Source organism: Chitinimonas lacunae, from assembly GCF_042650885.1.
In the GTDB taxonomy this organism is placed as follows: domain Bacteria; phylum Pseudomonadota; class Gammaproteobacteria; order Burkholderiales; family Chitinimonadaceae; genus Chitinimonas_A; species Chitinimonas_A lacunae.
Genome location: NZ_JBHSBU010000001.1, coordinates 1,181,502 through 1,206,922 on the forward strand (window position 1 = coordinate 1,181,502; position 25,421 = coordinate 1,206,922).

14 protein-coding genes are annotated in these 25,421 nt (G+C 62.9%); 1 reads left to right on the plus strand and 13 read right to left on the minus strand.

Annotated features, from left to right (window positions below):
• Window positions 1-257 precede the first annotated feature (257 nt).
• Both ACFOW7_RS05165 and ACFOW7_RS05170 read right to left on the minus strand, forming a co-directional pair.
• Window positions 258-953 carry a hypothetical protein gene (locus ACFOW7_RS05165; RefSeq protein WP_378161766.1) on the minus strand — a complete coding sequence of 232 codons (696 nt, stop codon included), beginning with the start codon at window positions 951-953 and terminating at the stop codon, window positions 258-260.
• A gap of 246 nt (window positions 954-1,199) precedes the next feature.
• Complete coding sequence (locus ACFOW7_RS05170; protein WP_378161769.1) at window positions 1,200-2,069, minus strand: pirin family protein; 870 nt, start codon at window positions 2,067-2,069, stop codon at window positions 1,200-1,202.
• Window positions 2,070-2,260: 191 nt separating this feature from the next.
• Here ACFOW7_RS05170 and ACFOW7_RS05175 point away from each other — a divergent pair, with 191 nt between their 5' ends.
• Window positions 2,261-3,868 (plus strand): matrixin family metalloprotease, encoded by a 1,608-nt coding sequence (locus ACFOW7_RS05175; protein WP_378161771.1) that lies wholly within the window; start codon window positions 2,261-2,263, stop codon window positions 3,866-3,868.
• A 440-nt stretch (window positions 3,869-4,308) separates the two neighbouring features.
• Here the strand turns inward: ACFOW7_RS05175 and ACFOW7_RS05180 are convergent, their stop codons facing one another.
• From ACFOW7_RS05180 to ACFOW7_RS05230, 11 genes are all read right to left on the minus strand, one after another.
• Window positions 4,309-4,950: a hypothetical protein gene (locus ACFOW7_RS05180; protein WP_378161773.1), complete on the minus strand. Its 642-nt coding sequence runs from the start codon at window positions 4,948-4,950 to the stop codon at window positions 4,309-4,311.
• Between the two features lie 9 nt (window positions 4,951-4,959).
• Complete coding sequence (locus tag ACFOW7_RS05185) at window positions 4,960-8,772, minus strand: RHS repeat-associated core domain-containing protein (protein WP_378161775.1); 3,813 nt, start codon at window positions 8,770-8,772, stop codon at window positions 4,960-4,962.
• Window positions 8,773-8,952: 180 nt separating this feature from the next.
• A complete protein-coding gene (locus ACFOW7_RS05190; RefSeq protein ID WP_378161777.1) occupies window positions 8,953-9,567 on the minus strand; it encodes a hypothetical protein in 615 nt (204 codons plus the stop codon).
• A complete protein-coding gene (locus ACFOW7_RS05195) occupies window positions 9,558-13,451 on the minus strand; it encodes an RHS repeat-associated core domain-containing protein (RefSeq protein WP_378161779.1) in 3,894 nt (1,297 codons plus the stop codon). The genes ACFOW7_RS05190 and ACFOW7_RS05195 overlap by 10 nt, the downstream gene beginning before the upstream one ends.
• Before the next feature lie 86 nt (window positions 13,452-13,537).
• Window positions 13,538-15,946 carry a type VI secretion system Vgr family protein gene (locus ACFOW7_RS05200; protein ID WP_378161782.1) on the minus strand — a complete coding sequence of 803 codons (2,409 nt, stop codon included), beginning with the start codon at window positions 15,944-15,946 and terminating at the stop codon, window positions 13,538-13,540.
• Between the two features lie 462 nt (window positions 15,947-16,408).
• Window positions 16,409-17,104, minus strand: coding sequence for a DUF4336 domain-containing protein (locus ACFOW7_RS05205; RefSeq protein WP_378161784.1), 696 nt, complete (start codon window positions 17,102-17,104; stop codon window positions 16,409-16,411).
• Between the two features lie 118 nt (window positions 17,105-17,222).
• A complete protein-coding gene (locus ACFOW7_RS05210; RefSeq protein ID WP_378161786.1) occupies window positions 17,223-18,353 on the minus strand; it encodes an ABC transporter permease in 1,131 nt (376 codons plus the stop codon).
• A gap of 336 nt (window positions 18,354-18,689) precedes the next feature.
• On the minus strand, window positions 18,690-21,776 hold the full coding sequence (locus ACFOW7_RS05215; protein ID WP_378161788.1) for an AAA family ATPase: 3,087 nt from the start codon (window positions 21,774-21,776) through the stop codon (window positions 18,690-18,692).
• 95 nt (window positions 21,777-21,871) lie between these two features.
• Entirely contained in the window at window positions 21,872-23,026 is a 1,155-nt protein-coding gene (locus ACFOW7_RS05220) for an exonuclease SbcCD subunit D (protein WP_378161790.1), read from the minus strand.
• Window positions 23,027-23,172: 146 nt separating this feature from the next.
• On the minus strand, window positions 23,173-24,126 hold the full coding sequence (locus ACFOW7_RS05225; RefSeq protein WP_378161792.1) for an ABC transporter ATP-binding protein: 954 nt from the start codon (window positions 24,124-24,126) through the stop codon (window positions 23,173-23,175).
• 148 nt (window positions 24,127-24,274) lie between these two features.
• On the minus strand, window positions 24,275-25,228 hold the full coding sequence (locus ACFOW7_RS05230; protein ID WP_378167978.1) for an HlyD family secretion protein: 954 nt from the start codon (window positions 25,226-25,228) through the stop codon (window positions 24,275-24,277).
• Window positions 25,229-25,421: the final 193 nt, after the last annotated feature.

A 25,421-nucleotide genomic window follows, 5' to 3' on the forward strand; every position in this document is an offset into this window, starting at 1 on the left:
TCCTAAATTTTTAATAATCTCATTACCCCCCTATTCCGGCCCCATTTCAGCGGAATCTCCCGGATCTCTCTTTCATCCGAGGCAGTCATGAGGCTACCCTTACGCTGCCGCGCCACAGACCGAACATCAACGGCACGAGAAGTAGAAAGGGCAAGCAGAAGGCGGTAGCCATCGACAGGCTGGTTCAGCGGACGACGTCCGCCAGGTACAGCAGACCAGCCGCCGCAGCCCGGTCTGGTGGCCGCTGATACGCGGACTCATCGAGCCGCTTCTTCCTTCCAGTACACAGGAACCGTCTTGATTTCCTTGTCGTTCCAGACGGTGACCGAGGCAAAACCCTGCCTGCCCTGCGGCGTATGCATGATATTGATCGCCCGGACCTGGAAGCGATAATCCTTCCCCACTTGGTCCCTGGCGAGCGCAATAGCTCGTTCGGCATCGGGGCCGCCCATGAAGGTGAAATACAAACCCGAGAACAGCAGCACCAGACCGGCGCCGATCGCGGCCGGAATGCGCATGTCGCGCCGCTTATACCCAGCCGCCGCCCGGGCGGCCAGGATCGATTCGTCGCCCAGCGTCCGCGCCAGCCACAGCAGGAACACCACGCTAAACCCCAGCACCAGCAAGGGATAGAAGAAGGCCGAGGTCTCCAGACGCATCTGCAACAAGGTCAGTCCGATCGGCTGCAGGAATGGCGCGGTCAGCAGCGTCGCGGCGATCGTGGCCAGCGCAAGCACCGACAGCCAGCGCACCACCGAAGCCATTCTCAAACCGCCGCGCCAGAGATAGAACGCCACAAACACCGCCATCACGATATTGAGGCTGAGATTGATCTGACCCGAGACCGAGGCGGTGGAGAGCCGATAGCAGGACACCGCCAGATCCAGCACACCAACCCCCAGCACCACCAAAGCGACTTTTCTCAATACCGCCAGATGTTTCTGCGTTTCCATCGCATCCCCTAGTTACCAACAGACATAAAAAAGCCATCTCGGCAGAGACGGCCATGGAGCTTTCCAGCGCACCTCACTCGATGCCGGCTCGGCAATGACGCCAATGAGGCGCCGGGCCGCACAAAGCCTGCAATTATCGCTGACTGGACTGGCGAATGGACAAGGATATTTGCATCAACGAACAAGCCGCCACCTCGCCTGTGCGACGCAGCGGCCCGGCCGGGTGGCTTGATTTCAGGAAATCATTCAGAAGCGACCGCTGCGAAAATCCTCGACGGCCTGCTCGACTTCGGCGCGGGTATTCATCACAAACGGCCCCCATTGGGCAATCGGCTCGAGCAGCGGCTGGCCGGCGATCAGCAGGAAACGGCCGCCTTCCTCGCTGGCAATCTCTACGCCATCACGGCCTGCGCGGTTCTCCAGCACGGCCAGCCGGCGCGGCTTGACCCGATAGCCACCGATCTCGACGCTGCCATCGTAGACATAGACAAAAGCATTGGCGGACTCGGCAAGCGGCTGGACCAGGCGGGCGCCGGCAGGCAGCACCACATCGAGATACAGCGGCTCCGTGACAGGCTTTTGTACCGCTCCCACGACGCCATGACTCTGCCCCGCGATCACCTTCACTTCGGCCCCGTCCGTCGTGACAAACCTGGGAATCTCGCCGGCGGGAATATCGCGATAGCCCGGCTCCGTCATCTTGTCGGCTGCGGGCAGATTGAGCCAGAGCTGAAAGCCATGCATCAGCCCGTCTTCCTGCTCGGGCAGTTCGCTATGGATGATGCCGCGTCCGGCCGTCATCCACTGCACGCCGCCCGCGCCCAGCAGCCCTTCATGGCCGGCGTTGTCGCGGTGGCGCATCCGGCCGGCCAGCATATAGGTCACGGTTTCAAAACCACGATGCGGATGGCTGGGGAAACCGGCCAGATAGTCGTCCGGATTGTCCGACTCGAAATAGTCGAGCATCAGGAAGGGATCGAGCCGGCGTTGCAGCTCGTGGCTCAGTACCCGCAGCAGTCGAACGCCGGCGCCGTCGGAGGTCGGACTGCCTTCGGCAATCCGCTCGATGTTGCGCGGGGCGGTGAGGGTGGGAGGGGTCATCGTCGCGATGGTCATGGTAGTGTCCTCTCTATTGTTCAGTTTTGCCGAATGCCGGCTTTACGAGATAGGGACTACTATCCGACTTAGTTATAACAATTGATAGCCAATATTTATAAGTAATTCATTCAAATAAAAAGAAGATATGGCAGAGCCACGATCCGGCCAGCTATGCTGAAGCGGTTCAATAGCTTAGAGGATCACCCACCATGACTCGCCTCGCTTTGCTGTTGTCGCTGCTGGCCAGTGTTCCCGCACTGGCCGACTATCAGGGCCTGCCGGCCGACGGCAACCGTTTCGGTTTCGTCGGCTACGGTGCCCGCTGGATCGATACGGTACGCTGGCGCTACAACGTCGCCAACGAACCGGCCTCGCTGACCCGCGATCAGATTCTGACCGCCCTGCAACGCGCCATGGCCAAATGGGAGGCCGGCTGCAATATCAAATTCGAATACCTCGGCGAAACCAATGCGCCGCTAATGACCCAGGACGGTATCAGCACCATAGGCTGGTCAACCGACTTCGGTTTCGACGGCTATGCCCTGTTCTGGTGGAATGCCCAGCGCCAGATCAATGAAGGCGATATCCAGTTCAACTATCGTGGCCTTACTACGGTCGAGTCGCTCGAAGCCAACGCCACCCACGAGATCGGCCATATCATCGGCCTCAGCCATTCCGATCAGCCGGCGGCGGTGATGTTCTCCTACCCTTATCACCCCTACGCCTACCAGAACGTGCTCAAAGGCGACGATCTGGCCGCCTGTGCCCGCCACTACGGCGGCCGGGGCCTGCAAAATGTGACCGATTACTCGTCGCTGCCGGTGCAGCCACGAGCCGGACTCAGCACCACTTTCGAGATCGGCACCACGGTACCGGCCGCCACCCCGACCGGCAGCAGCCTGAGCACCATTCCGGCCGACCAGAGCGGCACGGTCTATTTCGCCGTCCACTACAACGGACTCGCGGCCGCCCAGAGCCTGACGCTGCGGCTGGTGTCGCCCGATGGCACGCTGTACTACAGCTACCCCTTCAGCGCCGAGACGGGCAACCGTTACGTCTATCTGTCGTGGACCTGGCCCAATACCGGCATGGCGCGACTGCCGGGCAATTGGAAACTGCAACTGGTCGATGGCGACCATGTGCTGGCGCAGCACTCGTTCAGCGTCGCCACCGGTTACGCCACTCCACAACTGCCTGAAGTGGCACTGCTGGGCCAGTTCCAGAGCGGTACCTGGCGCTTCTCGCATCAGATGCTGACGCATGGCGCCACGCTGCGTAATCAACGCTGGACGCTCGACAATGCCAATGCCGGCACCGATGCCACGCTGTCCAATCAGCTCAGCAGCGGCAAGCACTCGGTACAGTTGTGGACCGTCAGCACCAACCCGCGCTACAACGGTGGCATTCCCAGCAGCTCAGGCCAGGACGCCGACGGCCCCGACGGCGGCCATACGCTCGATTTCACCCTTACTGACGACGGCAAACCGACCGCCCGCGCCTTCCGCAGCGATGTGTCGGGTTTCAAGGCGGCCGCGACGGTGCGCTCGGAAATCCATATCCCGGAAACTGGTACCCAACAGGTGTATGTGGCTGCCCTGCTGGGCAATATGCTGTTCTTCAAATCCAGTCAGGGCTGGGGACTACAGCAGGAACCGCTGTTGACGGTCACGGGGCCGGCCATGATCAGCATGCCGCTGCTTGATCGACTCGACACCCGCCTATTGCCGGCAGGCACCGTGGTGCTGGGCGGTTACGGCAGCGATATCGCTTCGCTGATCCGCAATGGGCAGTTTGGGGAGTTATATAAGGTGCAGTGAGGGAATGGGCGCCGCTGCTCCTGTGGGAGCGTGGCGCTCAGTCAGCGCATGTCCGGTTAGCGTATTTCCAGTCAGTTCGGAGTCAGCGTGTCCCGACCGCAAAGCGCAGGCCGCAGCATTCAACCCGCTCCGCTTTAAACGGAAAGGCTGTGAATCCGAGCCAAGCACCAAGACGATAAGGCCGAGAGGCCGCGTCTGTTTCATCAGTCTCTCGGTGTCCGAATCGATGAATCGGCAGGGTGCTGTGAGCGCATTTCCACTGAAATCAGCGTTGCAGCAAGTCTGGTTAAGCGCCAGAAGCCGGCGCTTTGAGGACAGGACCCATTGACTCCGAATCGACTGGAAATGCGCTAGCCGCGCAGCGGCGCAATTTCCGGCTCGGACAGGCATAAAAAACAGCACGACGGGTTATCCGCCGCGCGGTGCTTTTGGACCCCACCTCAATCAGACGGCGTTGCCGGATCGATGCCGCGCTGGACCGTTTCCTTGAGTCGGCCGGCCGGGTCGAGCTTGAATTCGCTGCTGCAATATTGCGGTGCCGGGCCGACATACTGCGCCTTGGCCTGAGGCGCTGGCCGTACATCCACCTTGAGTTGCAGCGAGAAGCTGAACGGCACTTCTTCTTTCAACAGGCGGCGCATATCGGGGTAGCGGAAGTCCGACACCGCCAGCCGCATTTCCATGCCGCGGAAACGGAAGCTGCGCACCTGACCAAAGTAAGGATCCTTGGCGCAGCTACCCATCAACTGCTCCAGGGTAAACAGCGCCCGCGTCCGGGCACGGTTCCACTGCGGTGTCGGCCATAGCAGGTCGGGGCCGGGCTGCGGCTGGCGGGCGTCCCAGAGCTTGCAGTGGTACATATTGTCGAAGTCGCCCTCTTCCGCACTTTCATAGTCGCCCTGGTGGCAGCTCAGGCGATACAGCGGCCGACCGTCGAGGTCGGGAATGATCAGGCTGGCATGGGGATGGGCGGTCGAAACGCGAAAGCTGGCGTGGACCTCGCCCACTTCGGGCCAATCTGCCGCCCAGGCAGGCGTCAGCGACAGCAGCAGACCGGCGGCAACAAATCGTTTCTTTGTCATGGTTCTTCTTCAGGGCGCCTTGGGCGAAGTACCGCAAGGACAGCTCAATTCGTCAGGAATGGTCAGCGTGACCGGCTGGATACCCAGGTCCTTGGTGGCGCCCGGCAATTCCAACATCAGCACTTCCTTACCGTTCACCTTTTCGCGCTCGATGAGGTAGTCGTGGAACTGGCTGGTGGAAGCCAGGCCCTTTTCGCGCCGCACATTCTGGTCATCCATGATGTCGCGCACCCGGCCAAAGGTGGTGCCGTCGCCCAATACGCCCGAGATCTGGTCCAGATAGCCACGCATCTGCGGCTTGGTCAGATTGAACTGTTTGGGGATCACCACCGCCGAGTCGGCCGTAATGCCATAGCGCTCCAGATTGGACGGGTTGGTATTGAAGCCACCGCCATGACCGATATGCCGGCTATTGCCCTTCAATACCCGGGCCGTGCCGACGCACTCGCGCAGACCCAGCGGGTCGATGAAGTTCAGCGGCGACGCCCCGGCATAGCGGTAGGCATTGCTGCCGCCCGCCACGCCCAGTGGGTCCTGGCTGATATAGCGGCCGAGTTCGGGATCGTAATAGCGATGGCGGTTGTAGTACCAGCCTGTTTCCTCATCCCACCACTGCCCCGGCAGCCGCACCGGCTGGTCGCCGGCCAGCGGACCGCTTTCTTCGAGCAGTCGGCCCCACGGGTCGAGCCGGGCCAGCCAGAGCAGCTCGCCTGCGGTATCGGTCAAGGCGAATGGCGTACCCTGATGGTCGCAATGATAGAAAGCCACCTGGGCGATGGCGCCGCGCAGCGGAGCATCGAGCCGCAGCAGGGGCACAAAGCCCTGGTAGACGATCTGACTGCGCCGCTCGGCCGTTTCGATGGTGCATAGCCGCTCGCCGTCCCAGCCAAACCAGGTGATCTGCTCACCGATTTGGCGAGCGATGCGCCGACCGAAGCAATCGTAGTCGTACCAGACCTGCTGCTCGCCGTTATCCACGCGCTGCAACTGATTGAGCGCGTCGTAGTGGCATTGCCGAACGCTGGCTTCCAGCCGATCGTCGCGTGCCACCAGATTGCCGCGTTCGTCGTAGTGATAATCGTAGCGACCGCAATAGCCGAGCCGGTCGTCGAGCCAGTGCGCCACCGCTGCGCGTCGATGGCGGCGCCGCGGGACGATTTCGCCAAACAGGTTGAACTCGGGGTCGGCCCGGTGCGCCATCACCGTCGCGGACCAATCTTCCGCCTGCTCCGAATCGACCGCCAGCCAAGGCTCAGGCAGGAAGTTGCCGGCCGGGTCGAAGCGCCAGGAAAGATTCAGACCATCGTCGCCTTCGACGGCGATCAGACGCTGTTGCCCGTCGTAACGGTAGCGCTGCACCCGCTCGCCGATCACCGTCGCACTTACCCGCCCCTGCGGGTCGTAGGCCCAGCGCCGGTCGAGTGCCAGGTAGAGACTGCCGTCGCCGCGCTCGACCCGGCGCCGGCGCAAGCGGCCATCGGGGTCGTAGTCGAAATGCAGTGCCAGGGCACCGCATTGGCGGCGGCTTTCCTGATGCAGGCCATCGCGCTCGATATCGAGCAATACCTCGCCGTCCAGATTGAGCTGGTGCAGATGGCCCGGACCATAGCTCAAGCGATTGAGACAACGTCCGTCAGGCAGCACCGTCGCCACCAGCACGCCGCGCTCGTCATAGCGATGACGCAGCACATGTTCGAAACCGCGCACATGGCGCTGGGTCTCGCCGATAAGCCGGCCCGCCGCATCATAGTCGAACTCGACCACTACCCGTCCCGTATCGCCCCGGCGCAGTCGGCCGGCACGGTCGTAGTCGAAACGATGGACTTGCTCGGGCAACAGCGGCGTCGCCGCCAAGCAGCGCTCGACCAGTCGGCCGGCGCGGTCATAGCGATAGCGGGTGGTCCGGCCGGCATCGTCGGCTTCGAGCAGTTGGTCGGCGGCGTCGTAGCGGTAGCGCTGGATACGCCCGTCGAGGCCATGCTCCTCGACCAGCCGGTCGAGCAGATCATAGCCAAAGCGGCTTACCGCCCCGTTTTCATTGATATGTTCGACCAGCCGGTCGGCCGCATCATAGCGATAGTGCTGGGCGTGGGCGCCGACGGTGCGGCGGATCAGGCGGCCGCGCGGATCATAGTCGAAGCCGACCAGTGCCTGCTCGCCCCGCTGGATCACCAAGGGCCGCCCGGCCGGATCGAGCCGATACGATTGGCGGCCGCCATCGGGCGTCAGGATTTCGCTCAACCAGCCATGCCGGTCATAACGCCATGTGGTCCGGCTGCCGTCGGCTTCGCTCAGTTCGAGCAACTGGCCGAAACGATCGTAGCGATAGTGGCGGGTACGACCGGAACAGTCGCTTTCGCTGGCACGAAGCCCGGCCGCGTTCCAGCTCAGGCGTCGCACGCCACCGCGCGGGTCCTCGATTTCACAGACCCGGTCGGGAAAGCGCGGGTCGAGATAGCGATAAAGGATGCTTGCCCCGTCCGGCCCGGTCTCGGCCAGCAGACGGCCACTCCGGTCGTAGTCGAAGCGGTATTCGGCCCCTTCGGCATTGCGCAGCCGCAGCAGGCGACCGTGGTCTTCCTCCCATTCCAGAAAGCTGGCCGCGCCCTCGACGGTCTGGCGGCCGATCAGCCGGCCTTCGCCGTCGTAGCGGTAGTAGCCGCTGCGGCCCAATGGGTCGGTTTCGCTGCACAAGCGACCGGCGAAATCATAGCCAAAGCGCCAGCAGGAGCCATCGGCGCGGGTATGGGCGCTCAGCCGTTGCAGACCGCCCTGGCCCACGAAGTGATAGATATCGAGCCGCCCCAGGCTGTCGCGGACTTCGGTGCGGTCGTCGTGATAGCTGAAACGGTAGTCGAGCCCGCCCGGATTGCGTTGTGCCACCACCCGACCGTCGGGCGTCCAGACATCATAGTCGTATTCACTGGCCGGTCCGCCGCGCACGCTGTGACGCACCATCAGATGCGCTCGATAGCCATATTCGCGCAGCACGGCGCCACCGCGTCCAACCACCTGGACCAGATCACCGGCCGCATCGTAGTGATAACGCACCAGCCCAAGCGGCTGGGCCAGCGGTTCGGTCGGGTCAACGGTCAGCACCACCTGGATCAGACGCCAGTCCGACTCGCCATGACGCTGGTAATCGAGCCGGTATTGCCGCCCCACGCCGTCTTCGACCAGCAGCAGACGCGTTCCCTGCCAGGCAAAGCGCTGGCGGTAGCCATAACGGTCGAAGCAGGCCAGCAGCGGCAGACGGGCACCGGGCCAGTCGCCTTCGGGCCGGCCGAATGCCCAGCCATTGAGGTCGGCATCGCCGATCACGAAACAGTCGGGATTGACCCGCAAGGCCACCGGCAGATGCGACCAGCGTGGCCCCCAGTCGGCCTCTTCTCCGCCACGCAGCAGCCACAGCCCTTCACTGGGCGAATAGAGCGCCTCGCCCGGACGCAGGGCATCAAAACGCAGGGTGCGTCCCTGGCTGTCGTGAAATAGCGTGGCGTCCACCGTGGGCTCGATCTCCTGGCAGCCCTGCGGCAGGCTCCAGCCCTGACCCAGCGGTCCGACCCGGGCATTGTCCGAGGCATAGCGCCGTTGCCAGCGCAGCGCCATCGGTCCGGGCAGGGCAAAGTCGAGTTCCTCGGGCCCGGCCAGCACCTTGCAGCCCAGCAAGGGATTGACCGGCTGCCCCACCAGCACCGAGCTGCGACAGACCGAACAGGCCCGTCCTTGCGCGCCGTCGCCCACCAGTACGGACGACGAACCTTGCACCACCACGCCGTCACTGACGGCGTCGCCCATCCGGGCGGCAGGTTTACCTGACATCTGAGTTCCTCGAAGAAGGCAGCGGTCCGGCCAGGCTGCTGCGTGGGACCGGACGCAAAGCATTTCCGCACAATCAATCGATTTTCATTTATTTATTTAAATCGTGAAACTAGGTCTTGCATGTACTTGTCTTGAATTTTTCCATTATTGTCCGTCGCTCCCTTGGCCGCGTTGGCGACCTCAGTCGTCGTAATAGGTGATGAATTGCGCCAGGCTGGGCACCCAGATCAGTGCCGCGTCGCTATGAAACGGCGTGTTGGGCTGGACAAGCACCAGGGTGCCGGCCTGGCCGACCCGGTGCCGTACCTCGGCGCGTATCGCCGCACGGCGCTTTGCCGGGATGGCCAGCCGCGTCATTTCCTCATCGATCTGCCTGTCGAGCACTTCCCCCATCGTTCCGTGCAGGAAATCGGGGTTGGCCGGCAAGGCCCAGGACTCGCCAAGCTGATGCAGGTAGTAGTGGCGTTTGCAGGAGAGATAGTCAGGGCAGTCTTTGCTTTTTACCGAGAACATCTCCTCGACATATTCCCCTTCGGTCGCGGCCGCCCGGTCACGGCGATAGATGATGCGGCCACGGTCGGCCACCGTCAGGCTCCAGGCGACCGGCGCATACCACGACAGGGCTTTGGCGGTCAGCACCATCCGCTCGGGCCGGCCATCGCCAGTCAGGTCGGCCTCGCGGATCGTGCTATGGACAAATGGCTGATCGGCCGCCCGATCGTGTGCCGGGACGGCCGCGCCGACAGCGCTCAGCAGCAGACCGGCCCAGCAGGCCAGCCAGGTGTTTATTTGCATTGCTTGCAGCTCCCCTTGGATTTGGGCTTGACCGGCGGTGGTGGCGGGGCGGCGTCCTTGTCGTAGCGGTACCAGGTCAGCGGGCCGTTGCTGCGGAAATAGCGGGTATGCCCCTTACCGAAAGGCCGGCCGCCGCTGCGGAATGCTGTCCAGATATTGCTCTCGCCCTTGGTGGCCTCGTTCAGTTTGGGGTCGTAGATCGCCACATGGCCCGGCCACTGCGCCACATCGCCGGCTTGCAGCGGCGCGCCTTCGGGTACCGGCTTGAAGCGCCAGTTCTTTGGCAGATCGCTGGCGCGCGAATAGTCCATCGGGAAACCTGCGCCGTTATAGATCCGGTACAACGAGCCGGAGCAGTCGGCGCCCTCGGTGGTGGACTGCTGACCGACCAGCGAATACGGCGTGCCGACCCAGTTCTGCGCCTCGTCGACGATCTTCTGCCCTTCCTCGGCCGAGATGAACGTCAGGCCGAGCGGGTCGATCTGTAGCAACGGATTGGCATTGGTATAGACGTAGCCATTGGGGCCACCGCGCCAACCGATCGGATCGGGCGTGATATAGCGGCCGCTTGCCGCGTCGTAATAGCGGTGGCGGTTGTAGTGCAGGCCCGTCTCCTGGTCGTGCCACTGCCCAGGCAGCCGCAGCGGCTGATCGCCGGCCAGCTCGCCCTGCTCTTCGAGCAATTGTCCCCACGGGTCGGCGTAGCCTTGCCAGACCACCCGGCCTGCCCGGTCACTCAAGGCGTAGGGCATGCCGCGATGGTCGTTATGGAACAGATAGATCACCGCCGCAGCCGGCTTGGCGGGTCGCCAGGCCGGTGTCCTGGGCGGTTTGGGGCAATCGATGCGCAGCAGCGGGCCGAAGCGGGTAGCTGGATAGACGATGCGCGTCTGCCGGGTCGGGCTATCGATCAGGCAGAGCTGGTCGCCATCCCAGCCATACCAGGTGATCGCCTCGCCGGTCTGTTTGGCGACGCGCCGGCCGAAGGCGTCGTAGTCGTACCAGGTGGTGCTGCCCGAACCTTCACCATCGAGGCGCTGGCTGCACAGCAACTGGCCCCGCCCGTCGTAGCCAAGCCGCAGCCGTTCGCCGCTGCCGTGATCGTCACGCTCGATCAGCTGGCCGTAGCGGTCATAGCGATAATCGACGGCGCCGTCGAAGGCGGGTCGGTTATGCAGCCAGGCATCCACGGCCGGACGTGTCTCGGGATAGGCCCGGCTTTCCGCTGTGAGCAGATTGAAATCCTGATTGTGCAGATTGGCACGCACCAGGCTGCTCCAGTCCGGCTGCATCTGGTCGGGCGCTGGCGGAAGCGGTCGGGGCAGCCGGTTGCCGGCGCCGTCGATCCGCCAGTATTCCTCGCGTTCGCCATCGCGCCAGCCGCGCAAACGTCCCGCCTTGTCATAGCGGTAATGAAGCGACCGACCGCCCTGGCCGGCGCCGACCAGCAGGCCCGTCTCGTTGTACTGCCATCGGTGCGACAACTCGGCGCGAGGCACGCCATCGGGCCCCGTGACCCGCAGATCGAGCAGACGGCCCAGTCGGTCGTACTGGCGTTGTTGGTGCAGTCCAAAGCCTTCGCGGCTGGTTTCACGATGGAGGGCGTCGCGTTCGATATCGAGCAGGACCTCGCCGTCAAGGTTGATCTGATGCAGATGGCCGCTGCCGTAATGCAGCAGATTGAGCCGCCGGCCGTCGTCGAATTCAATGGCGATCCGATTGCCGAGCGGGTCGTAATGGTGGCGCAGGCCATGCTCGAAACCATGGCAATGGCGTAGTGTCTCGCGGCTCAGCCGGCCGAGCCGGTCGTAGTCGAACTCGACCTGCACCCGGCCGGTATCGGTACGGATCAGTTGCCCGACCGGGTTGTAGAAGAAGCGATGGGTCTGTGCCGGACCATGCCCGGTCGCCGGCAGATGCCGCGCCAGCAGCCGGCCGCCCTGGTCATATTCATAGCGGGTCAGCCGCTCGGGCAGCTCGTGTTCGAGCAATTGGCCGGCCGCATCATAGCGATAGCGCTGCGAGCAGCCGTCAAAGCCAATTTCCTCGACCAGCCGGTCCAGCTCGTCATAGGCAAAGGTCGCCACGGCGCCGTTTTCATTGCATAGCCAGACCAGTCGACCGGCTGCGTCATAACGGTAGCGCTGGGTCATGCCGGAGCGGCCATGCTCGATTACCCGGCCACGCAGGTCATGCTGGGCGGTATAACAGGTCTGGCCGTTTTCCTGCTCTTCCACCACCCAGCCGGCCTGATGGCGCACCAGCCGCAACTCGCTGCCGTCGGCAGACAGTATCCGCAGCAAGCGGCCCTGGCTGTCGTAGTCGTAACGGGTCGAGCCGCCAAGCGGGTCGATTTCGTGGATCAGGTAACCAAAGCGGTCATAGTGGTAACGGCTGGTGTGCCCCGAGCAGTCGGTCCGTGCGGCCAGCAGGCCCGCGCCATTCCATTCGAGCCGGCTCACCCCGCCGCGCGCATCGTGGATTTCGGTCGGCCGATCAGGCAGTCGCTCCAGTCCATATACATAGCGGGTGACACTGCCCAATGGATCGATCTCGGCTTCAAGCCGACCGCGTTCGTCATAGCGGAACTGCCACACCCGGTCGCCCGGTGCGCTGGCTTTGACGATGCGGTTGATCTCTGCATCCCATTCCTGCACCACCCCATCGCTGCCCGGCCGCAGCAGCGCCAGCACGCGGCCTTCGCTGTCCATGCGGTAGTGAATGGTGCGGTCCAGCACATCATGGATGGCAAACAGCCGGCCGGCGGCGTCATATTCATAGCGCAGCGTCGCGCCGTCCGGACGCACCAGCCGGTCGAGCCGGCACAGTCCCGCCTCGCCCGAGAATTCATAACGGGTCTGCCGGCCCAGACTGTCGGTCACCACGGTCTGGCGGCGCCGATAGTCGAACTGGTAATCGAGCCCGCCTGGATTGGTCTGCCGGATCACCCGGCCCGTCGGTGTATAGCGGTCGTATTCATAGCAGGTCGGCGGCAGCCCCGGCACGGCGTGTTCGACCAGCAGATGGTCGCGGTAGGCAAACCGGCGAACCGTCCGGTTCTCGCGATCGCGCACCGCGACCAGATCGCCGGCGCCGTCATAGTCGTAACTGACCAGCACCATAGGCTGGTCGAGCGCCATGGCCGGGTCGTGTTCAAGCCAGATCGATTGCAGACGCAGGCCACCATCGTGGTCGCTTGCCGGCACGATCTGGCGGTAACGCAGGCGATAACGACGGCCCAGGCCGTCGCTGATGGCCAGCAGAAGACCCTCCTGCCAGTGGCGTTGCTGCTGATAGCCCATCTGGTCGAATTCGGCCACCATGGCCCAGCCGCCGACCGGGTCGGGACGAAACACGATGGCGCTGCGATCGGCTGTACCCAGCACGATGCAATCGGCGTCCTGCCGCAACGCCAGCGGCAGGTGCTGCCAGCGCCGGCCCCAGTCGCCGCGATGGCCGCCACGCAGCAGCCACAGGTCTTCGCTGGCCGAGTAGCGGCGACTGTCCGGCGGCAGTGCGCCGAAACTCAGTGTGCGCCGTTGCGGGTCGATGACCCGGCAGGCAGCCAGCTCCAGTTCAAGCTGCCAGGGCGACGGCAGAACCCAGCCCTGCCCCAGCGGGCCGATGCGGGCGTTATCCGAGCTGTAGAACCGTTGCCAGACCAGAGGCAGCGGTCCGGGCAGCGCGAAATCCAATTCCTCGCGCCCAGCCAGCACCTTGCAGCCAAGCAGCGGATTGACTGGATTGCCCACGCCAATCTGATCACGACAGACCGAGCAGGCCACCCCGTCGGCCCCATCGCCGATCAGCACCGACGATGAGCCTTGCACGATCACGCCACCCGACACGGCGTCGCCCAGACGGGCGGCTGGTTTACCTATCATTCGCAAGCATTCCTCAAGCTATGGCCCTGGTCAGGCCGATCCGCCGCCCTTCGCCGGCGTCTCGAAAACCCTATATGGCTTATGCCTCAGCAGTTGATCTTGACCTCGGGGCTGATGATCTCGATCCGGCTGGGCGTCATCCGCAAGGTACTTGCGCCGCAGACCAGCAGAATCTCTTCCGCGGCATGGCATTCGATCTTCTTCTGCCCGCTCAGCTTCAAGGTGTCACCCGAGGACAGCACATCCTTGCCGTCGGCATTGAGCGTCAGCATCGACTGGTTGATGCCCAGCACCAGCCCCTTGCCATCCATGGTGAGAGTGCTGGGCGTCGCGGCCGACGAGGCCGGTTGCGGGGCCGGCGCCACGATATTGTTGGCCAGCTCAGGCGTTGCCGCGCCCTCGCCACCACCGCCGCCTCCCACCACCATGCTGAGCTTTTCGCCCACCTTGGTCGCTTGGCTCTTGCCCACCGTCACGCTGCGTGTCTGACCGACATTGAGCAGCATCGAGACGCCGACGTTGACGTTGTAAGCCGCGCCGATATTGACCATCTTGGCCATCCCGACATTCTGCATATAGGCAAACCCGACCGTTTCGGTCTTGAAGCGGCCTACCTTGACCGACCAGTTATGGTCGACCTTGTCCTGCACATGGCGGCCAACCGAGCGCTTCTGCGTCTTACCTACCGTCAGCGTCTGATTGGCGCCGATTTTGATCGTCTCGTTCTGGCCCACCTCTTCATCGCGGTGGTTGCCGATAAAGATTTTCTCGTTTTTTCCAACGTCTTCCGTCCGGTTATCACCGATGGAAATCGATTCGTTGTGATCGACCCGTTCCTTGCGGTTGTTGTGGATGGTGATCGTTTCGTCCCGATCCACCGTCTCCGTCCGGTCACGCTTCACCTGGACCGTCTCATCACGGTCGATGGTCTTGGTCCGATCACGCCCTACCCAATGCGTCTCGTCGTTCTCAACCTCGATGTCCTGGTTCTTCTCCGCATGAATCCACAGCTGTTCTTCCCCCTTCTTGTCTTCAAAACGGATGGCATTGGCGTTGTCGTAACCGCCTTTGGGAGTGGAACGGGTCAGGATGCCGGTCTGGGTCTTGTTGGCCGGCAGTGTCCAGGGCGGCATGGACAAGGCGTTGTAGACGCGGCCGGTAATCAGCGGCGTGTCCGGATTCCCATCAAGGAACTGGACCACCACCTCCTGGCCGATCCGGGGATGCGCCACCATGCCGAAGTTCACGCCCGCCCAAGGCTGAGCGACCCGAATCCAGCACGAGCTTTTGTCGTCCTTCTTGCCGTAGCGGTCCCAGTGGAACTGGACCTTGACGCGGCCGTGCTCGTCGATCCAGATTTCTTCTCCCGGTGGCCCCACAACGACAGCGGTTTGCGGACCCGGGATGATCGGACGCTCGGTCGTCCGAGGCGGACGGTAGTTGCCTTGCCAGGGCAGGACGGTGAAGTAGGTATGGGCTTCCCACGAGGATTCCCCGCCTGAAGCGTAATTGGATTCCGTGACGGTCAGCTCGGCCGAAACCACCAGATAGTCCTGGTTCTGGTCAGCGTTGGGATGCTGGATCAGCGAAAAGCGCCGCCCGGCCGAGATGCCCCGAAGCGGGCCTGCCGCTTCAATTTCTTGGTGGCGGGCCTGCAGTTCATCGATTTGCATCTGGGCATAACGCTGACCGTTGCCCGGCTCGACGTAGTTGCCGGGCCAGCCATAGACGTCGTAGTCGCCCAGCGCATGGGGCCGAATCTCGGCGCCCCGGCTGGTCAGGTCAGCGCGCGGCTTCAGGAAGTCATAGTCATTGATCTCGACCTGACCGCTCAGCACTTCGCGATGGCTTTTCCAAACGGAAACGGTTTCCGTCTCCAGCGTCATCCCGTCGTTGGGGTTCAGATGGCAAAGTAGTTCTTCGTAGCCCGGCATCGGCTGATGGGCGCCCATGCCGTCGCCCAGGACCATCCGGTGTTGGCCGCTCTGGTGTTCGAACCAGTAGCTGATGCCTTCCTGCTCAAGGAGACGGGAGACGAACGTAAAGTCGGATTCGTTGTACTGGACGCAGTAATCCCGCTTGGGATAGCTGCCGGCCAGTCGTTCCAGGAACTGAGCAATCGGGTGGTCGCTGAAGACCTGGCGGACGATTTCGGGGACGGACAGATTCTGGAAGATCTTGCAGTCCATGGTGCGCTGGAGAAACCAGAACCAGGGACGCAGCTCGGCCCGGTAGGCGTAGTAGCGGCCATCACGGCCGATCTGGGCGAAGCGGGAAACGTGGGCGTTGAGGAAGCGCTGTTGCGGCGCGTGGGTGTCGAGCTTGATCGTGACCGACTGGCCCAGCATCGAGTTGGGCGCGATATTCGGCTCGCGGCTCAGCAGCTCGATGTCGGCTTCAAAGGGTTGCGACAGATATTCGCGGAGCTGGAGCCGCCGGAACCACAGCGCCTCATCACCCAGCGGCGAATGAAAAGTTGCGAGTCGTTGCATCATCGGCGCCTCGTATCCCAGTTTAAATGGATCAGAAGAAAATTAAGGGATTGCTAATAAACAACTAATGCATCAGCACACAAATGACGATTGCATCATGCTTATCTACTCTCGATCAAGGTAGAAATCCCACTCTACTTCGGTATTGATAACTTTTTTCTTAAGCCCGATCATTTATTACCGTTCTTTTATATTTCCAGTCATATTATTTTCTGCGGGATTTTTGCCAACCACAGTTGTTTGACAGAATAAATTTCATTGAAAATCATATGCATACATAACAAAACCCCCTTACCCCTCACTTCATTCGATGTCGCAGGCAATAAATGCCATTGCCTCGATGCCGTATTTTATTTACACGACGCTCGAATCATTCCCCAAAAAAATAGCGCAATCGAACAATTATCGATTGCGCTATTTCTGTTGCAGCACAAAAACTGCGACGCCAGCTCTCTATTACCCCGGCTACTTATCCAGAAACGCCAGAGCCTGCCGCCACTGTGCCGCCGCGTTCTGCTCGATGGTCATCTCATGGGTCAGCAGGATCCGCTCGAATGGCCAAGCCGAGATACGGGCCACATCCTCACGGAAACCCGCCCGGTCACGCAGCATCAACCGCACCACTAGCGGCACGGAAAGCTTGTCACTCGACCACAGTGTCCGCATCGCCATCCGCCGCAGCCAATTGCCGCCTGGGCGGAAATTCGACATCAGATCGGTAATGATCAGGCTCCGGCTCGATCGATGGAAAAACACCGTCTCGTTGATCTGCGGCACCCCACGAACCAGCACCTGCTCGAAATCCTCGGCCCACTCGGGTTCAGGCGTAGAGGACAGCACCCGCGACAGCCGCAGATCAGGCCGCTTCTTCGCCAAATCCGGCGCCCCAACGCCAACGGCCTCGGGATAGGCCGTCAACCACGGCCCCGCATAACAATGGTGCCCCTTATTGGGCGCCACGATGCAACGCACCGGCCCCAACTGGTCGATCTCGGCCTTGAGTGCCTCATCAAATCGCACAGGCGAATGAATCCACAACCCGCCTGAGCGGAGTTTCACCACCGTCATATGGGTCAGAAAATCGATGCCAAGTCCACGCATGGCATGCGCTCGTCGCCAGATCAGACCGGGCACCAGCGGCGTTAGCGGGTGAGAAGACATTCTTGAGGCTCCTTGATCAGCTAGTAATTGATTTTTAAATTTTTATGAGAAATTACTGCAAGTACTGGCGCCTTCAATATTAAAAAGCAAACGATTTATGCAATTTTCTTTTGGACACTCAGTCAAGCGTGCGCCGGAACCGCTTCAGCCCGAACAGCAACACCACGGTCATAAACAGCAGTAGTGGCCAGACGTCCTGCCACAGATCAGCCGGGCCGTTGCCCTTGAGCATCACCCCGCGCACCAGCCGCAGAAAATGGGTCAGCGGCAGCACCTCACCAATCACCTGCGCCCACTGCGGCATGCCCCGGAACGGAAACATGAAACCCGACAGCAGAATCGACGGCAGAAAGAAAAAGAACGTCATCTGCATCGCCTGGGTCTGGTTACGTGCAATGCTCGAAATCGTGATGCCAACGCTGAGATTGGCCCCGATAAACGCCAGCACACATCCAAGCAGCCAACCCAGGCCGCCGACAAAGGGCACTTCGAACAGAAAGTGCGCCACCAGCAGAATCACCGTCACCTGCACATAACCGATCAGGATATAAGGCGCGATCTTGCCGACCATCACCTCCAGCGGCAGCACGGGCGTGGCGATCAGATTCTCCATCGTGCCGCGCTCGACTTCGCGGGTGACGCCCAGCGCCGTCATCATGATCATCGTCATGGTCAGGATGACCCCCATCAGGCCGGGCACGATGTTGTACTGGGTCAGACCGTCAGGGTTATAGCGCCGATGGATGCGCAGCTCAAACGGCGCCGCGCCCGGCTGCAAAGAGGCGAGCGCGCCTTGCAGGTCATGACGCAGCGCAGTCTGGGAAAGGGTCTGCACGGCAGCCACCGCATTGCCGGTGGCCGCAGGGTCGGTGGCATCGGCTTCGAGCAGCAAGGGCGGCCGCTCGCCGCGCAGCAGACGACGCGAGAAGTCCGGCGGAATCGTCAGAACGAACTGCACATCGCCACGCGCCAACATCCGCTCTGCCTCGACTGCATCGACCAGGCCACCATGAAGCGAGAAATAGCCGGAATTGGCCATCGCCGCCATCAGACTGCGGCTGAACTGGCCCGTGTCGTGCGCCACCACGACGGTGGGAAGATGTTTGGGATCGCTGTTGATGGCGTAACCGAACAGCGTCAGTTGGATCAGCGGAATGCCGATCATCATCGCGAACGTCAGCCGGTCGCGCCGCAACTGGATAAATTCCTTGATGACGATAGCGAGCAAACGGCCGAAATCGAAACGCATGGCGCTCCTTGTGAGAGCCGGTGGGAGAAAGGCCGGTGAGGCAGGCCAGGTTTTCCCCCGGTGAGGTATCCCGGGCAATCATCCAAGCACCCCATCGCACGGCCCAAGCGGTGAGCAGCACGAAATCGATGGGTACGTTGAATGGCCTGTGGCGCATATCAAAAAGGACGGCGTTTCGGATATATCGAAGTCGCCCTATTCCCCGGAATGATGAGAGCGCAGTCTCTTCACCACCTAAAGCAGCGACACCAGATGAATCACTGCGGTCACCGAGGCAATTTTCAATAAAACACCAGCGATTTGCCTTACATCATTTCCGGTCTGTTGAAACTGCTCTTATCCCGCCGAACCGACCCTAATCCGACTGCCCGCCACGCCTGCCACGATTTCGATGCCAATATCGATCTGCCGCTTCAACTCCTCGACATGCGAAATAATGCCGACCATTCGCCCTTGCCGCCGCAGATCGATCAGCGCTTTCAGGGCCATATCGAGCGACTCCTGGTCGAGATGACCAAAGCCTTCGTCAATGAACAGCGTATCGAGCCGAATGCCGCCGGCGTAACTCTGGACCACATCCGACAGACCCAGTGCCAGCGACAGGGCAGCCATGAAGCCTTCGCCGCCTGACAGGGTACTGGCCGGACGGAGCCGGCCCGTATAGTCGTCGAACACTTCGAGATCGAGGCCAGAATGGCGGCGGGCATCGACCACTTCCTCGCGCCGCTGCAAGGTATAGCGCCCACGGCTCATCGCCCGCAACCGCAGCGACGCCTGTCGCAGCACATCATCGAGCAGCGCCGCCAGCACATAACGCTGGAAAGCCATCTTGCGGCTGTTATCACCACGCGCCACCTGGGCCAGATGGCCGGCGACGCGGTAACGCTGGTCCAGATCGCCCAGTTCGCGCCCGATCTGTTCGAGCTGGCGTATCAGCCGCTGGTCGGCCTCCAGCCGCTGCCGCAGCGCCTCGCGTTGACGCAGCAATTCATCCGCCTGCTCTCGCAGGTCATGCCACGCCTTCTCCAGGGCTGCCAGATCAGGTGCCGTCACCCCCGACAACGCCCCTTCGGCCCGCGCCAATCGTTCGCGTGCGGCGGCCAGTGCCTGATCGTGTGCCGATAAAGTCCGCTCCAGCGCTGCATAGTCGTGAGGATCGAGCCGCGCCGCCAGATAGTCAGCACGTCCGGCAAAACCGGCAGCGGCCAGCGCAGCGGTCAGTTCGTGCAGCGTCTGGCTTTGGCGCTGTTCGCCTTCGGCCACCTCTCGCTCGGCCGCTTCCAGGCCGGCACGAGCGGCCGCCTGACGAACGCTGGCTTCCTGCTGCTGCCGCTGCGCCTGCTCGGCCTCGTGGCGCATCCGCTCGATCCGCTGGCGAACTTCGGCCAGCGCACGCAGCAAGGCATCCGCTTCCTGCAAGTCCGCCGGCACGACTTCCCGCCGCTCCTGCGCCGATTTCAGCGCACCCGCCAGTTCCATCTGAGCCTGCTGCGCCACCGCCTCGCCCTGCTGCGCGGCCAGCCGTGTGGTGGCGACAGTGCCTTCCGCTTCCTGCAAGGATTTTTGGATCGTCTCGAGCGTCCGAACATCCTCCCGCGCCACCCCAAGCGCCCGCTCGGCCTCCAGTCGCGCCGCCGCGTGGCTGGCCAGCGCCGACTGACAGTCCGCAGCGCTCTCCACCAGTCCGACCTCGTCACCAGCCAACCCCGCCCGTAACGCCGCCAACGTCGCGGCATTGGCAGCCTGGGTCTGGCGAGCGTGCTGTTCTGCATTACGTGCGCTGTCGAGTGTCTGCTGTGCCGTCTGTTCCGCCAGTCTGAGCGCTTCCAGCTCGGCCTCGGTCGGCAGCGTGGCCGCCTCGCTGTGGGCCGGCGCCGGATGCTCAAGGCCGCCGCAGACCGGGCAGGGACTGCCTGCAAGCAGATGGCGCGCCAGCACGGCGGCCTGGCCATGGCGCCAGACCGTATCCGCACGCTGTAATGCCTCCACTGCCGCGTCCCGCCGCTGCTGCGCCGCCTCACCGGCCTTTGCAGCCTCAGCAACCGCCTGAGAAGCCGAATCGGCCTGCGCCAATGCGGCAGAAAGGCGACGTAGATGCTGTTCCTGCTCACTTAGCCGCGCCAGCCGCAGCGTCAGCAGTTCGACCTGGGTCGCCGCCGGGGCCAATGCGCCGGCACGTTCGCGCAAGCCCTCGACATGCGTTTCCGCTGTCTGCTGGCGCTGTTGCAGCGCCCTGGCCTCATGGCTAGCCCGCTCCGCCGCCTCCCGGACCACTTGCGCCGCCTGTTCCGCTTCACGCCAGCGGCTCACGGCCGCGCTGACGCTTTCCAGTTGGCTCAGCTCCTTTTCCGCCGCCCGCAACAAGGGAACCCGCGCCTGTTGTTCCCGCTGTGCCGCCTCCGCCGTCTGAAAACCGGCTTCTGCCTGCCCCAGAGCATGCTGTGCCTGCCCCAAGGACTCACGCCGCCCGCTGAGCCAACGCACCGCCTCTTCCCAGCCACGATCAGCCGGCACCACCGTCAAGGCACGCTGCGCCGCCTCACGCCGGCCCCGTTCAGCCGCCATCACCGCTTCGTCGGCCTCGCGCGCTACCAGCGCCGAACGCGCTGCTTCGGCCTCGCTGAACCGCTGCATGATCGCCTCACCCTCGGCATAGGCTTTCTGCGCGGCCGCTTCGTCCACCCGACACGTCGTCAGCGTCACATCAAGCGCCTGCAGCGCTGCGCGAGCCTCGTCCACCCGCGTTGCCAGCGACTCGACCGATCCGGTTTCCGCCTGCTGCAACAATTCTTCACGCCGCGCCAGCACAGCTTCGGCCTGATGGCGCAGTGCAGTGGCGGTGCCTTGCAGTCTCTCCTGAAGACGCTTGTAGATTGCCGTCGAGAACAGCGCTTCGAGGATTTCCTCACGTTCCCGCGAACTCGCTGACAGCAATTTGCGGAACTGCCCTTGCGGCAACAGCACGACCTGGCGGAACTGCTCGGCCCGAAAGCCCATCAAGGCTTCGACCTGGCTGGTGACTTCCTGCGATTTGGCGGCCAGCGGGCGCCAATCGCCGTCCTCCCAGCGCGCCAGTTCGGCCGAGGTCGGGCGAGTCACCAGCGCCGAGCCGCGTTTACCGGCGATTTCCTGTTCGGGCGCCCGTCGCACCCGATAGCGGCCGTCGCCCAGTTCGAACTCGAATTCGACCTCGGTCGCCACCGTGCTGACCGCATGATGGCTGCGCATCTCGCGCCCCTGGCGTTCGCTGCCCGAGGTTTCGCCGTAGAGAGCAAAGCAGATGCCGTCGAGCAAAGAGGTTTTGCCGGCGCCGGTCGGGCCGTGGATCAGAAACAGGGCATCGGGCGGCAGACAGGTGAAATCGACCGTCTCGCAGGCGGCGAACGGTCCAAAGGCTTGCAGCGACAGATGCAGGGGTTTCATAGGCAGCGGGAGCAATCAGGCAAACGTAATTTGAATGAAATACTTATTTTTGTTTGAATACGAATCTGAATCTTGCAGATGCTTTTCCTGATTTTTTAATCAAGGCTCACCTCACGCACTGTTCCCTCCATCGCCTCGATTTCCGCCTGAAGAAACCCGCTGGCACAGTCATCGAGCGCGACGCCCGTCATATCGTGGTAGAAACCCTGGAATAACTCAGCGATGCCGATCTGACGATGATCGGCACCTGGACCCACCCCGGCCGAGCCATTGAGGCGCGGCCGCTCGATCGCCAGGGCATTGGGATAGGCTGCCCGCAACCGCCCCATCGCATCGAGCAAGGCGCCCGTGTCGTCGAGTCGGGCCAGCAGATAGTCGTCGCGCCCCGGGTCGGTCGCCGCGCGGGCCAGCAGCTCGCTCAGGCTGCCGCTGATGACACGCAAGTCACGGCGCGGGCTGAGCTGGACCCGCCGCAGCGCCAGCGCGCCCGTGCCATCCAGTTCGACCACCGATACGCTTTTGACCTGATCGACTTCGGAAAACGAATATTTGAGCAACGAGCCCGAGTAATGAATAGGCTCGGAACCGACCGACTGGCAACGATGCAGATGTCCCAGCGCCACATAGTCAAAGCCGGCGAAGACTTCCGGCCCGACCGCTCCGCTGCCGCCAACCGACAAGGGCCGCTCCGATTCGCTCTCGGCGCCTCCGGCCACAAAAGCGTGCGCCAGCACCACCGAGCGGCGGCCGGGTTCATGCTGGGCACGGATACGGTCGAGCTGCGCTGCAATGGCGCGCTGATGGTCAGCAAGGCTGACGTCGCCAAACTGGCGCCGCAACAGGGCCGGTTCGGCATAGGGCAAGGGATAGATGGCGACTTCGCCATGACGATCAGCCAGCACGACCGGCGCGACCGTGGCATCGACGCCGCCGCGCACGGTCAGTCCGGCCGCTTCGAGCAGTCGGGCGCCGAAACCCAGACGATCGGGGCCGTCATGATTGCCGGCGATCATCACCACGGGCACCCGCAAGCCGATCACGATGCGGGTCAGCACCTCATCGAGCAGACGCACGGCCTCCGCCGGCGGGACCGAACGGTCGTAGACATCGCCAGCAATCAGCACCACATCGGGCTTTTCATCGCGGACCAGATCGACGAACTGGTCAAGCAGATAACGCTGGTCATCCAGCAGGGAAACGCCGTGGTAGACGCGGCCTAGATGCCAGTCGGCACTGTGGATCATTTTCATGGCCGGAAACGATTCCTTTGGAGGGCGGCTTGGCTTGATAACCCAGCGATTATACGGGTCGCCGGATGGCTGGCGCGGTTCGACTCCGGCATCGACTGTCCGTCCGGATCTGGAGGTCGCGGCCTGTTGGCGCGAAAGCCATTGCCTCAGCCAAAGTTATCGGCCGACTGGCGCATCAGATGGATAAACACGTCTTCCAGCGAAGGCGACTCGGCGCGCCAATGGGTGTTGGGGAGGGACAGATAGGGTTGCAGCACCGCCTCCAACCGCTCGGCGTCGGTCCCGCTGATATGCAGGGTATTGCCAAACCGCGTCACCATCTCTATCCCCTCGGTCTGCTCGAGTCTCTCCGCCAACCCGGCCGCCGACGCGCCTTCGGCAGTCCAGGTGGACAGGCCGCTGCGCTCGATCAGCTCATCGGGCCGTCCCAGCGCCAGCAGCCGGCCATAGGCGATATAGCCAAGCTGATGGCAGCGTTCGGCCTCGTCCATATAGTGGGTCGATACCAGCACGGTAACGCCCTGGTCGGACAGCCGATGAATCTCATCCCAGAAATCGCGCCGTGCCTTGGGATCGACCCCGGCGGTTGGCTCATCGAGCAGCAATAGCCGTGGCTCGTGCAACATGCAGGCAGCCAATGCCAGACGCTGCTTCCAGCCACCCGACAGCTTGCCGGCCAACTGGTGCTGGCGCGCGGCCAGACCGAGCCGCTCCAGGGCGGCTTCGACCCGTTCACGCCGCCGATCCATGCCATAAACCCGGGCGACAAAATCGAGGTTTTCCCGCAGGCTCAGGTCTTCGTACAGCCCGAAACGCTGGGTCATATAACCGACCTGCCGCTTGATCGCCGCCGAATCGCTGACGATATCGTAGCCCAGCGTCTGGCCCGAACCGCTGTCGGGGGTCAGCAGGCCGCACATCATGCGGATCGACGTGGTCTTACCCGAACCATTGGGCCCCAGAAAACCGAAAATCTGCCCCGGCTCGACCCGCATTGTCAGCCCATCCACCACGGTACGTTCGCCATAGCGCTTGGTCAGGCCAGCCACATCGATCACGGCTGCCATCTGGCCTGCCTTGGTTGCGGAAATCAATTCCATTGCTGCGATGTCTCCGTTTCGTCCGGAACAGCTCGGACAGCCAGCATTGAGCCTTTTCAATATGTTCCAACCGGGAAATCCGCCAATGGGTTGGACACTTTCCTGTCAGGAGCCGGGCGGATCCATCTTCGGACGCCAGCGCCATCGATCAAGCTCCGACCAGCCTGGCCACTTCCACCGGCTGCCCCGGCCGCAAGCTGGCGGCGTCCTGCGCCGTGACCGGGCGCGCCTCGACCAGAAAAACCAGGCGGGCACGCTGATCGCGGCTATAGATCACGGGCGGGGTGAATTCCGCCTCACGCGCCACATAATCGACCACCGCCGTGACCGCCTGGGGGCAACCATCACAGCGCAGCTCGACGCGCTGTCCCCGGGCAAACTCACCCAGCCGCGCCTGCGGCACGAAAAAGCGCACTTTCACCCCATCGGCTGCCAACAAACTCAGCACCGGTGCACCGGCCGGCACCCATTCTCCGACTCGGTAATACGTTTCCTCGACCCGGGCAGCGAGCGGTGCCGTCACCGTTTTCTGCCCCAGCCGCCAGCGGCTCTGCGCCAAGGCAGCGGCACCGGCTTCGCTTTCCTGCCGTGCGGCAAGCCGCTGATCCTCGCGGGCGCCCTGCCCGGCCAGTCGAAGCTGGGCATCGAGATCGGCCAGTCGCGCCTGGTCGGCATCGCGACGGGCCTGCGCCGCATCGAGGCTGGCGGTCGAGACGAATCCGGCCGCAGCCAGGCGACGCTGTCTCACCAACTCCGCGTCGGATTGCCGCCACTGCGCCACAACCACTGCGCGCTGAGCCGTCAGGGCGGCCAGTTCATCCTGGCGCCGGCCCTTGTCGAGATCGGCGGCCAGCGCCTGACTACGCTTGAGCCGCGCTTCAGCCTCCTCGACTGCCGCCCGCTCACTCTCCTGTTCCAGCACAAACAGCAGCTCCCCGGCACGAGCACTGGCGCCGCGGGCGATCGGGAGTTGCAACAGCCGCCCGGCCTGTGGCGCGGCAACCCGGACGGTCTCGGCCTCGACATAGCCGCTCAGCGTCTCAGGCGCTTCAGCGGTGCAGCTGGCCAATAGCAGCGTCAATGCGGCCAGCCCCAACGGCACAGTCAAAGTAGCTTTGCAAGTTTCTATACTTTCTGCTTTTTTCGGAGACTCTGTCTTGCAGACAAAATTCCCAATATTTTCCATTTAACCCCTTCCTTTCTCCACGCCATCGCAGGCGCGCCGGCAGGCTTCCCGAGCTTATGCAAGCCATCGGACTGCTTCAAGCCGGACAGGTCGACAGCCGGCTCGTGGT

Coding starts and splice junctions, on each gene's coding strand:
- ACFOW7_RS05205 (WP_378161784.1), bottom strand. CDS start 17,104: ATGTCTTCTCACCCGCTAACGCCGCTGGTGCCCGGTCTGATCTGGCGA.
- ACFOW7_RS05225 (WP_378161792.1), bottom strand. CDS start 24,126: ATGGAATTGATTTCCGCAACCAAGGCAGGCCAGATGGCAGCCGTGATC.
- ACFOW7_RS05200 (WP_378161782.1), bottom strand. CDS start 15,946: ATGATGCAACGACTCGCAACTTTTCATTCGCCGCTGGGTGATGAGGCG.
- ACFOW7_RS05220 (WP_378161790.1), bottom strand. CDS start 23,026: ATGAAAATGATCCACAGTGCCGACTGGCATCTAGGCCGCGTCTACCAC.
- ACFOW7_RS05215 (WP_378161788.1), bottom strand. CDS start 21,776: ATGAAACCCCTGCATCTGTCGCTGCAAGCCTTTGGACCGTTCGCCGCC.
- ACFOW7_RS05165 (WP_378161766.1), bottom strand. CDS start 953: ATGGAAACGCAGAAACATCTGGCGGTATTGAGAAAAGTCGCTTTGGTG.
- ACFOW7_RS05185 (WP_378161775.1), bottom strand. CDS start 8,772: ATGTCAGGTAAACCTGCCGCCCGGATGGGCGACGCCGTCAGTGACGGC.
- ACFOW7_RS05170 (WP_378161769.1), bottom strand. CDS start 2,069: ATGACCATCGCGACGATGACCCCTCCCACCCTCACCGCCCCGCGCAAC.
- ACFOW7_RS05190 (WP_378161777.1), bottom strand. CDS start 9,567: ATGCAAATAAACACCTGGCTGGCCTGCTGGGCCGGTCTGCTGCTGAGC.
- ACFOW7_RS05210 (WP_378161786.1), bottom strand. CDS start 18,353: ATGCGTTTCGATTTCGGCCGTTTGCTCGCTATCGTCATCAAGGAATTT.
- ACFOW7_RS05195 (WP_378161779.1), bottom strand. CDS start 13,451: ATGATAGGTAAACCAGCCGCCCGTCTGGGCGACGCCGTGTCGGGTGGC.
- ACFOW7_RS05180 (WP_378161773.1), bottom strand. CDS start 4,950: ATGACAAAGAAACGATTTGTTGCCGCCGGTCTGCTGCTGTCGCTGACG.
- ACFOW7_RS05175 (WP_378161771.1), top strand. CDS start 2,261: ATGACTCGCCTCGCTTTGCTGTTGTCGCTGCTGGCCAGTGTTCCCGCA.